8 protein-coding genes are annotated in these 11,451 nt (G+C 38.8%); all 8 read left to right on the plus strand.

Annotation, left to right across the window (positions count from 1 at the left end; translation table 11 throughout):
• Positions 1-671: 671 nt before the first annotated feature.
• The 8 genes from uvrB to whiA all read left to right on the plus strand — a co-directional run bounded on the left by uvrB (position 672) and on the right by whiA (position 11,381).
• A complete protein-coding gene (gene uvrB / locus AC5KOD_RS03810) occupies positions 672-2,669 on the plus strand; it encodes an excinuclease ABC subunit UvrB (protein ID WP_496913208.1) in 1,998 nt (665 codons plus the stop codon).
• Positions 2,670-2,702: 33 nt separating this feature from the next.
• The gene (uvrA, locus tag AC5KOD_RS03815) at positions 2,703-5,525 is read left to right on the plus strand and encodes an excinuclease ABC subunit UvrA (RefSeq protein ID WP_496913209.1); all 2,823 of its coding nucleotides are present in this window, start codon (positions 2,703-2,705) and stop codon (positions 5,523-5,525) included.
• 367 nt (positions 5,526-5,892) lie between these two features.
• Positions 5,893-6,684 (plus strand): alpha/beta hydrolase, encoded by a 792-nt coding sequence (locus AC5KOD_RS03820; protein WP_496913210.1) that lies wholly within the window; start codon positions 5,893-5,895, stop codon positions 6,682-6,684.
• 15 nt (positions 6,685-6,699) lie between these two features.
• Complete coding sequence (locus tag AC5KOD_RS03825; RefSeq protein WP_496913211.1) at positions 6,700-7,062, plus strand: HIT family protein; 363 nt, start codon at positions 6,700-6,702, stop codon at positions 7,060-7,062.
• Positions 7,063-7,184: 122 nt separating this feature from the next.
• Positions 7,185-8,312 (plus strand): hypothetical protein, encoded by a 1,128-nt coding sequence (locus tag AC5KOD_RS03830; RefSeq protein WP_496913212.1) that lies wholly within the window; start codon positions 7,185-7,187, stop codon positions 8,310-8,312.
• 190 nt (positions 8,313-8,502) lie between these two features.
• Entirely contained in the window at positions 8,503-9,390 is an 888-nt protein-coding gene (gene rapZ / locus AC5KOD_RS03835) for an RNase adapter RapZ (protein WP_496913213.1), read from the plus strand.
• Complete coding sequence (locus AC5KOD_RS03840; protein WP_496913214.1) at positions 9,387-10,379, plus strand: gluconeogenesis factor YvcK family protein; 993 nt, start codon at positions 9,387-9,389, stop codon at positions 10,377-10,379. The genes rapZ and AC5KOD_RS03840 overlap by 4 nt, the downstream gene beginning before the upstream one ends.
• A gap of 21 nt (positions 10,380-10,400) precedes the next feature.
• Positions 10,401-11,381, plus strand: a complete 981-nt coding sequence (whiA, locus tag AC5KOD_RS03845; RefSeq protein ID WP_496913215.1) for a DNA-binding protein WhiA — start codon at positions 10,401-10,403, stop codon at positions 11,379-11,381.
• Positions 11,382-11,451 lie beyond the last annotated feature (70 nt).

Consider the following 11,451-nt stretch of genomic DNA (forward strand, 5'->3'; position numbering starts at 1 on the left):
CAGATACCTAGAAAAAATTTGTATTCTTCTCTAGGTTTATTTATGTTGCATTAAAAATCACAACAAACAATTTTAAAATAGTTCAGTTTTTACTTGACCTTTTTATAGCTGGCTTAAATAAATAGGTTAGCTTCGAATATTTTCTTGTTAAATTAATTCATTCAAATGCAATGATCCTCAGTAGAGTCGGAAATGACCAGGAGCTACTTTACTCGCATCCTGCAGACCTACTTTTCAGCAGATTCCATTATATATTAGATAAATTAAAATGAAAAGAGAAAGGTTAAAATGAAACTATTTTCAATTTCTTACATGATGGTTGCTTAACTTTTATTGCTTTTTGGTGGCGAAAATACGTTCGGTGTGATAGAATAATAGAGATGAATACGGAACACATGTTTTGTCTTTGAAAGACTGTGATAATGGTGTTTTCAACAGACAATTCTTTTTTTTATCTCTGAATAGAAAAGGGTGAAATCAGGTGAGTGACTCTCTGGTCGTCTCACCATTTTGCTTTCTTTCAGAAAATGAACATTTCCATAATGCATGCTATAAATGAGAGATAGTGATAGTACTTATGAGAATGTGCGGTTCATTTTCCGGTAAGTCTAAGGTGCTTCATTAGTAAGCTGAGGCAATCATTATTGTGTGTTAAACAAGGAGGAGATACTGTGATTGAAAGAGAAACGGATCGTCAGTTTGAGTTAGTATCGAAGTATAAACCAGATGGCGATCAACCTCAGGCGATAAAACAGCTAACAGAGGGGATTTTAGCAGGTGAAAAGGGGCAAATCCTATTAGGAGCAACCGGAACGGGGAAGACCTTCACCATTTCCAATGTCATTCAGGAAATCAATAAGCCTACCTTAGTTATCGCGCATAATAAAACACTAGCAGGTCAACTTTATGGTGAGTTTAAAGAGTTTTTCCCCAACAATGCTGTGGAGTATTTTGTCAGTTACTATGACTATTATCAACCAGAAGCATATGTGCCTTCGAGTGATACTTATATAGAAAAAGATGCCAGTATTAATGATGAAATTGATAAATTACGACATTCAGCGACGAGTTCTTTATTGGAAAGAAATGATGTCATTGTTGTTGCTTCAGTGTCTTGTATTTATGGCTTGGGTAATCCGACGGAATATCAAGACCAAGTTTTGTCGATTAGAGCTGGGATGGAGATGGATCGTAGCAAGTTACTAGAAGAGCTTGTTAACATTCAGTTTGAACGAAACGACATTGATTTTCAACGTGGACGTTTCCGAGTGCGCGGTGATGTTGTTGAAATTTTTCCCGCTTCTCGTGATGAGCATGCGATGAGAGTTGAATTTTTCGGCGATGAAATTGAACGGATTCGTGAAGTCGATGCTTTGACTGGTGAAATCATGAGTGAGCGTGAGCATGTGGCGATTTTCCCGGCGAAACATTTTGTGACGAATGATGATCAGATGGAAGTGGCGATTGCTAATATCCAAGAGGAACTGGAATGGCGCTTGAAAATTTTACGAGACAATGATCAGCTGTTAGAGGCTCAGAGACTAGAGCAGCGAACGAATTATGATATTGAGATGATGCGTGAAATGGGTTATTGCTCAGGAATTGAAAACTATTCTCGTCATATGGATGGACGTAAAGAGGGGGAAGCCCCTTATACACTATTAGACTTTTTCCCAGAAGATTTCTTAATTGTTGCGGATGAATCTCACGTTTCTCTGCCACAAATTCGTGGAATGTATAATGGTGATAGAGCGCGGAAACAAATGCTAGTGGATTATGGCTTCCGCTTACCGAGTGCTTTAGATAACCGTCCTTTACAATTAGAGGAATTTGAAGAGCATATCAATCAAATTATTTATGTTTCAGCTACACCAGGCCCTTATGAAATGGAGAAAACGGATAAGGTTATTGAGCAAATTATTCGTCCGACAGGATTGCTTGATCCGGTCATTGAAGTGCGGCCAATTATGGGACAAATTGATGATTTAGTCGGTGAGATTAACCTTAGAGTTGAGAAGAATGAGCGGGTCTTTATTACTACTTTAACTAAAAAAATGTCTGAGGATTTGACTGATTATTTCAAAGAACTTGGGATGAAGGTTAAATATTTGCATAGTGATATTAAAACAATGGAGCGAACAGAGATTATTCGCGATTTGCGTTTAGGAGAGTTCGATGTGTTGATCGGAATTAACTTGCTTCGAGAAGGGCTGGATGTTCCTGAGGTTTCCTTGGTCGCTATTTTAGATGCAGATAAGGAAGGTTTCTTGAGAAGCGAACGTTCTTTAGTACAGACTAGTGGTCGTGCTGCTCGTAATTCTGAAGGTAAAGTTATCATGTACGCAGATAAAATTACTGATTCAATGCAAAAAGCAATTGATGAAACGGCGAGACGTCGGGGAATCCAAGAGGCTTATAATAAGGAACATGGCATCATTCCGACGACAATCATTAAAGAGGTTCGTGATTTAATTAGCATTACGAAGGTTGCTGAGGACGATGGTGAGAAATACGATATTACTAAGGCTTATAATAAGATGAGTAAGTCTGAGAAGGACGATGTGATTATGCGTCTGGAGAAAGACATGAAAGATGCAGCTAAAGCTCTTGACTTTGAGCGTGCGGCTACTCTGCGTGATACGGTCTTAGAATTAAAAGCAAGCAAGTAAAAGTACTGATGAAGTGCTAGTGGAGGTTAGAAAGTGGCTAACGATAAAATTGTTATTCATGGTGCGCGAGCCCATAATTTAAAAGATATAGATGTGACGATACCAAGAGAAAAATTTGTTGTAGTGACTGGCTTATCAGGGTCAGGGAAGAGTTCTCTGGCTTTTGATACTTTGTACGCAGAGGGGCAACGCCGCTATGTAGAGAGCTTGTCGGCGTATGCGCGTCAATTTTTAGGGCAGATGGACAAGCCTGATGTTGATAGTATTGATGGGTTGAGCCCAGCTATTTCAATCGATCAAAAAACAACAAGTAAAAATCCTCGTTCAACTGTAGGGACTGTTACAGAGATTAATGATTATTTGCGTTTATTGTTTGCACGAATTGGGCATCCAATTTGTCCAAATGATGGGACGGAGATTTCGAGTCAATCGGTTGAACAGATGGTGGATCGAGTGTTAGAGTATCCAGAAAAAACCAAGATTCAGATTTTGGCGCCAATCGTTTCTGGAAAAAAAGGCCAGCATAAAAAGGTCTTTGAAATGGTTAAACGAGAAGGTTATGTGCGAGTCCGTGTCAATGGCGAATTGTATGATGTGACGGAAACACCTGAGTTGGATAAAAATAAGAAGCATTCAATCGAAATAGTTATTGATCGAATTGTTATTAAAGAGGGAATTAGATCTCGTTTGTTTGATTCATTTGAGGCAGCTTTGCGTTTAGCGGAAGGCTATGCTCTCGTTGATGTTATGGGGCAAGAGGAGATTTTATTCAGTGAACACTACGCGTGTCCGTATTGTGGCTTTTCGGTAGGGGAGCTGGAGCCTCGCCTCTTCTCATTTAATGCGCCATTTGGAGCCTGTCCTGATTGTGATGGCTTGAGTATGAAGCTTGAAGTTGACGAAGACCTAATCGTGCCAGAACCAAGTCTCAGTTTAAGAGAAGGGGCGATTGCGCCATGGAATCCGATTAGTTCTAATTATTATCCACAAATGTTAGAGCAGGCGTGTGCGACGTTTAAAATTAATTTTGATACACCGTTTAATAAGTTGTCCGATGCGCAGCGAGATATTATTTTACATGGCTCAGATGGCAAGCTGTTCCATTTTCATTATGAAAATGAATTTGGTGGCGTTCGTGATGTGGACGTGCCTTTTGAGGGAATTATTAATAATATTCAACGACGTTATAATGAAACAAACAGTGATTATACTCGTGAACAAATGCGTTTGTATATGACAGAATTACCCTGTCAAACGTGTCACGGCTACCGCTTAAATCCTCAAGCATTGTCTGTAAAAGTTGCTGATACACATATTGGTCAAGTTAGCATGTTATCAATTACTAACGCTTTAAACTTTTTTGAAGGGTTGGAATTGAGTGAACAGGAAACCATGATAGCTCGTCCAATTTTGAAAGAAGTGAGGGACCGTCTGACCTTTTTACAAAATGTTGGACTCGATTATCTTACATTAAGTCGTGCATCTGGTACGTTATCAGGTGGAGAAGCTCAACGGATTCGTTTAGCGACTCAAATTGGTTCTAATCTATCAGGTGTTTTGTATATTCTTGATGAGCCGTCTATTGGCTTACATCAACGAGATAATGATCGATTAATTGAGTCATTAAAGAAAATGCGTGACCTTGGTAATACATTAATCGTGGTTGAGCATGATGAAGATACGATGAAAGCAGCAGATTATTTAATTGATATTGGCCCAGGTGCAGGAGCGCAAGGTGGAGAAATTGTTGCGGCAGGGACACCACAAGAAGTAGAAGATAACCCTAATTCTCTTACTGGTCAGTATTTATCTGGTAAGAAGAAGATTCCTGTTCCAAAAACGCGTCGTAAGGGAAATGGTAAAAAGATTCGAATTACTGGCGCTTCAGAGAATAATTTGAAAAATGTGACAGTCGATTTTCCTTTAGGAAAGTTTGTGGCTGTTACGGGGGTGTCAGGCTCAGGTAAGAGCACGCTTATTAATCAAATTTTGAAAAAGGCATTGGCTCAAAAAATTAATCGAAATTCAAATAAGCCTGGAAAATTCAAGAAAATGACAGGGCATGAAGAGGTTGATAAGATTATTAGTATCGATCAGAGCCCAATTGGTCGGACACCAAGAAGTAATCCAGCTACCTATACCAGTGTTTTTGATGATATTCGTGATTTATTTGCTAAGACAACTGAGGCGAAAGTTCGTGGTTACAAGAAAGGGCGTTTCAGTTTTAATGTGAAAGGCGGTCGTTGTGAAGCTTGTCGTGGTGATGGGATCATTAAGATAGAGATGCATTTCCTTCCAGATGTGTATGTGCCATGTGAGGTTTGTCATGGCAAGCGTTATAATTCAGAAACGCTGGAGGTTCACTATAAAGGTAAAAATATCTCGGAGATTCTTGATATGACCTGTGAGGAGGCTGTCGAGTTCTTCAAGCCGATTCCTAAAATTAATCGCAAGATTCAAACGATAGTTGATGTTGGTTTAGGTTATGTGACCTTAGGCCAGCCAGCGACGACATTATCTGGTGGTGAGGCGCAACGGATGAAGTTGGCGAGTGAGTTGCATAAACGTTCAACTGGTAAGAGCTTCTATATTTTAGATGAGCCGACAACGGGGTTGCACACAGATGATATTGGTCGATTACTAGGTGTTTTAGAGCGTTTAGTAGATGCTGGTAACACAATTTTAGTAATTGAGCATAACTTAGATGTGATCAAAACCGCAGACCATATCATTGATTTGGGGCCAGAAGGTGGCGATGGCGGTGGAACAATTATCGCGACGGGCACACCAGAAAAAATTATCACTGTACCAGAGAGTTATACAGGGCAATATCTTAAAACGGTTCTATTGCAATAAAGACACATTTAAAGATAGTTAGTCGAAGCTAGGACGACCATTCTAGCTTCGACTTTTTTTGGCAGTAAAAGAGAGCAGAAAGACTAAATTGGTCTAGACAATAATTAGGATTGGTTTTAAATAATAAATTTGTTTTTTTGTAAAAAACAAAGATACTACTTGATTTATCAGGTGGTTAGGGATAGAATATGAAGTAGATAGGACAGGCGATTGTAAAAATGGTCTATCTTGTCTAACCCTATAAATAAAATCCGTTCAAAAGAAAGATACTTTCCGTCTATTAAGATGAAAAGTATTTTTCTTTTTGTTTTATAATGATTGCTTGTGTATGATATGATGGAATAAACTAATAGTTAAGGAGAGGCGAATGATACTAAGAGGAACGCTTTATTCTGAAACATTGAGAATGGATACAGGAATATCTATTTTGACGCCGAAAAATTATCAGGAGATCGAGCATTACCGTGTTGTCTATTTGTTGCATGGTTTGGAGGGGAATCATGAGAGCTGGCTGACGCACACGATGTTGTCTGTTTATGCAGATAAATATGATTTAATTTTTGTCATGCCAGAGGTAAACCGCAGTTTTTATACTGATATGAATCATGGTTTGCCTTATTTTACTTATGTTGGTGAAGAGTTGCCACGTATAATAAAAACTAGCTTTAATGTGTCTAGTGATCGAGAAGATACATTTGTGATTGGCGCTTCAATGGGTGGCTATGGAGCGCTTAAATTAGCTCTAACTTATCCTCACATTTTTGGTAATGCGTTAGCTTTTTCGGCTGCAACATTGTTTATGTCGGAAAATCTAACTCGTTTAGCTAAACTGCCAAGTTTATCGGCTAGGCAAGAGATTGTTGGAGAATATCTAGCAAGAGACCTTGAATCAGCATTTGGAAGTGAGTTAAATCACTATCAGGAAGAGCCAGACTTATTGTCACTAGTTGAACAATTAGGCGGTCAAGCAAGACCTTCACTCTATCTTTCGTGTGGGACAAGTGATTCTCTTTTGGCTGATAACAGACGATTTACTACGTGCCTAACTGAGATGGGTTGGGACTTAACTTATCGTGAATTTACTGGCGGACATGATTGGTATCACTTCAATGAAGCCCTAATTAGAGGGTTACGTTGGACTCGAAAGCGTCGAAAATAGAAAGGAGGTAATAGAATGAATTGTTTATTTTGCCAGAATTTACCTCTTTTTAAGAAAAATACGTTGGCGAAGGCTTTTTTTGATAAGCATCCTGTCAATGAGGGGCATCTTCTAATTGTTCCTAAACGTCATGTTTTAACTTATTTTGATTGTACGATGGAAGAAAAAGCGGCTATTGATGAGCTTCTTCAACAAGGGAAAGCTTATCTAGAGCAAAGGTATGAACCTGATGGGTTTAATATTGGTGCAAATTGTGGGCAGGCAGCAGGTCAAACGATTTTTCATTGTCACATCCATTTAATCCCGCGCTTTTTAGGAGATTGTGACAATCCCACTGGTGGTGTAAGAGGTGTGATTCCAGAGAGACGAATTTATTAATTGTCAAACTGGTATCATTTTATTTTTTATAAAAAATGTACCTTAAAATATAATGGCTTTTCTTTTGACTTATTGGTAAAATAAAACTGTTGGTGATTATTTGTTTCAAGGAGATGATTAGGGTGCGTAAAGGAAATTTTTTTCCTTTAAGGATGATAGGACTTGTGTTTGTGAGTGGAATAGTCGTTGCAAGTATCTATTTTTTGATGTCAATCTCAGTATTAACTCAAGCAAATTTATTGTTAGTTTTGCTTTTTTTGCCAGTTGTTTTTACTTTTCTTATATTAATTGTTATGTTGATGAACGGGAGAGAGCGAAAGCAACAGTTGGCTTTGAAAGAGTTTCATCATAACTTGGATCAACAAATACAGATTATTGAGCGTCATCGCCGCATGAGTAGAAGTCAGAGAAATGATTTAGTGATGGACGTTTTTGATTTGGTGAGAGAGTTGAATAAGTTTATGACTGCTACAACATATCAGCGGACAAAACGCAGTTTGTTAAAGGCTCGTCTTGAATTTAATGAATTGAAAGTAAGTCAGCATCTTCATAGTGGATATAAATCCCATAGAAAGAAGCTGCAGTCTAGAAAGAAATCATTGCAAACAGATGAGGAATTAACCAAGTTAACGTTGGCTGCCCTTGAGGATCTGATTATTGTGGCTGATTCTAAAAATCATTCTGATTTGACTGGAACAGAGCAGTTATGTCAGCGGTTGGAGGAAAGTCGAGTTCATTTTGAACAGGAATATTCAGAGCTAGGCCCCTATTTTGCATCGATTACGGTTTTATTTACTATTCTTAATGAAGCTGATAGAAGGGGACTGACAGCGTCTCAGTATGATAATTATATTCAGCAGCTTCGTTCTTATTTTACGAGAAATGATTTGTTAGTTATCTTTTTATATTGCTTGCTGATGCCAAGTGGTTGTCGGCTTGCTGTGGAATTAGTTGGGACATCTTTTTTCGGAGAACTACATGAGGTGGGACGCAATGCCTTTTTAGAAGTACCTGAATTGTTTAGAGTGTACTTGGAAACTGTTTTTATTAAAGAGCCTAAAGAACATTTAAACAAAGAGAAACAAGCGTTAACTCGCTATCGTTATTTGGCTGGTCAGAAGGAGTTAATTAATTCTTATCGCAATCGTAAGACGGCGCTTAATCGTGTGTTGAGTGGCGAATATTATGTGAAAAATGAATATGGTCAATCCTTTCTTTATTTGTGTGATAAACTAGGGCTAGACGACTAGGCAGGCTGTTCATTCTTAAGCGGATGACAGCTTGTTTGTCTATCTTCTAATTGTAAGGATACGCCCGGTATGCTATAATTATTTGGATAGACAGGTAGCTAGAGAGATATATAACCGTGCTTTAGGGGAGGCTGGGTGTCCATCCTTACCTAAAGAAGACGGAACATCATAGATTAAGGAGGATGATTATATGGTAGATAGTCTACAATTAGTAATCATTACAGGAATGAGTGGCGCAGGAAAAACAGTGGCGATGCAAAGTTTTGAGGACATGGGTTTTTTCTGTATTGATAATTTGCCACCGCGTCTTATTCCGAAATTTTGGGAATTAATTAAAGAATCAGGGAAAGTAACTAAGATAGCTCTCGTGATTGATTTGCGCTCGCGAACCTTTTTCGAAGAGATTCAAGACATGTTAGTTGAAGTGGAAAATACTAAAATGATTGACACAAGTGTTTTATTTTTGGATTCATCTGATGAGGAACTTGTGTCACGTTATAAAGAGACGCGTAGAACACATCCCTTGGCGATGGATGGATTAGTAACAGAAGGAATTCGTAAGGAACGTGGGTTATTAGAGGAAATTAAGGGCGATGCTCAATTAGTGGTGGATACGACTGATTTAAGTCCACGTCAGCTGCGAGAAATAATTATTAAGGAATTTAAAACAGAGGATACGAAAACTTTCCGAGTGGAAATGCTCTCTTTTGGCTTTAAGTATGGTTTGCCGATTGACGCAGATATAGTGATGGACGTTCGTTTTTTACCGAACCCTCACTATGTTGATGAGCTACGTCCATTGACTGGTTTAGATAAACCCGTTTATGATTATGTAATGTCATTTGATGAGACCAATGATTTTTATGAAAAGTTCAAAGAGTTAGTTATTTCTATTTTGCCGGGATATAAAAAAGAAGGTAAGAGTAGCTTAACGATTGCGATTGGATGTACTGGTGGTCAGCATCGGTCTGTGGCATTAACGGAGCGCTTAGGGAAAGCGATCAAGGAAGCGGAATATCATGTTAATGTGACGCATCGTGATCGTGGAAAGCGTAAAGAGACGGTGAATCGTTCATGAAAACTTACCGCATTAGAAAGCCTAAGATCGTTGTCATTGGCGGTGGCACGGGTCTACCAGTTATTTTAAAAGGATTGCGCAATGAGAGTGCCGAAATAACGGCCATTGTAACCGTCGCTGATGATGGCGGGAGCAGTGGTTCTTTGCGCGAAAGTGTTAAGGTATCGCCTCCTGGAGATTTGCGTAATGTATTAGCGGCTTTATCGGATATGCCAAAGCTGTATGAAGATTTGTTTCAGTATCGTTTTAATAAAGAGGATGAATTTTTGGCTAATCATTCGGTAGGTAATTTAATTATTGCGGCTCTAGCAGAGATGCGTGGGAGCACTTATGATGCCATTCAATTATTGTCTAAAATTATGCACGTTGAGGGGCATGTCTATCCTGCATCAGAAGAATCGCTGATTCTTCATGCTGTATTTGAAGATGGCAGTCGGGTATCTGGTGAATCAAAAATTGCGATTGATCGTAAAACAATTGACTACGTTTATGTAACGAATGCAGAGAACGATGAGCAGCCTAAAGCGGCTCGAAAGGTTATAACAGCGATTGAAGAGGCTGATATGATTGTTTTGGGACCGGGGAGTTTATACACCAGTATTTTGCCTAATCTGATGATCGAGGAAATTGGCCAAGCGGTTGCGAATACTCAAGGTGAGGTTGTTTATATCTGTAATATTATGACTCAAAAAGGTGAGACAGAGCATTTTACAGATGCCAATCATATTCAGGTGCTAAATAAACATCTTAAAAAGAAATTTGTAGACACTGTGATGGTTAATTCTGAAAAAGTGCCAGATGGGTACATGGATCCCGACGTTTATGACGAGTATCTTGTTCAGGTGGCTCATGACTTTAACGGATTAAGAGAAGAAGGGTGTCGTGTCATCTCGGCTGATTTTTTAGAGCTGCGTGATGGGGGAGTCTTCCATGATGGTGATAAGGTTGTTGAGGAAATTTTCCGATTAGTTTTCGGTGCAAAATATTAAAGAAAAGAGGGGGCGCATTCAATGTCATTTGCCTCTGATGTAAAAAAAGAATTAACAACACTGGAAGTTCACCGAGAACATGCGAAAGCTGAGCTTGCAGCCTTGATACGCATGAATGGTGCATTATCTCTTGCCAATCGTCAGTTTGTTTTAAATGTTCAAACAGAAAACGCTGCGATTGCAAGGAGGATTTATACCTTGCTTAAGGATCACTATAATGTGCAAAGTGAGTTGTTGGTTCGGCGTAAGATGAAGCTTAAGAAAAACAATGTTTATATTGTACGGCTTAAGCAAGATACGCAAAAAATCTTAAATGATTTGGATATCGTGGAAAATTCGATGTTTACTGATCATGTTTCAGATACAATCATGGGAAATGCTCAAAAAATGCGATCGTATTTACGTGGAGCCTTTTTGGCAGGTGGTTCGGTTAATAATCCTGAAACAAGTCGCTATCATCTAGAGATTTATTCTCTTTATGAACAACATAGTAAGGACATTTGCGACATGATGAATTACTATAATCTTAATGCGCGAACACTTGAACGACGCAATGGCTACATCACTTATTTAAAAGGAGCCGAGCATATTTCAGATTTTCTTACGTTAATAGGTGCAACTAACAATATGTTGAAGTTTGAAGATGTCCGAATTGTTCGTGACATGCGAAATTCAGTTAACCGAATTGTTAACTGTGAAACGGCAAATTTAAGCAAGACGATAGATGCGGCTTCAAAGCAGATCGAAAATATTGAATATATTGAACAGATGGTTGGCTTAACTTATTTACCTGAACGGTTGCGAGAAATTGCCGAGCTGAGGCTAGAATATCCTGAGGTTAGTATGAAAGAACTAGGTGAGATCGTACCATCGGGGGCTATTTCTAAATCAGGTATTAATCATCGGATTCGTAAAATTAACGAGTATGCGGATAAATTAAGAGAAAGCAAAGAAGCTGGGACAAACACTCATGAGGGCTATCGCCCTCACCAAACAGAATGAAAACAAAAGTGATCGACCTACAGACGATTTCCTGTCATAATAAAAGTGACAGGAGTGGCTTTGTAGGTCG

This window comes from Vagococcus sp. WN80Y, assembly GCF_059621045.1.

What these genes read in the sequence shown, in the direction of transcription:
- AC5KOD_RS03825 (WP_496913211.1), top strand. Translation starts at nt 6,700, where the DNA reads ATGAATTGTTTATTTTGCCAGAATTTACCTCTTTTTAAGAAAAATACG.
- AC5KOD_RS03840 (WP_496913214.1), top strand. Translation starts at nt 9,387, where the DNA reads ATGAAAACTTACCGCATTAGAAAGCCTAAGATCGTTGTCATTGGCGGT.
- rapZ (WP_496913213.1), top strand. Translation starts at nt 8,503, where the DNA reads ATGGTAGATAGTCTACAATTAGTAATCATTACAGGAATGAGTGGCGCA.
- AC5KOD_RS03820 (WP_496913210.1), top strand. Translation starts at nt 5,893, where the DNA reads ATGATACTAAGAGGAACGCTTTATTCTGAAACATTGAGAATGGATACA.
- whiA (WP_496913215.1), top strand. Translation starts at nt 10,401, where the DNA reads ATGTCATTTGCCTCTGATGTAAAAAAAGAATTAACAACACTGGAAGTT.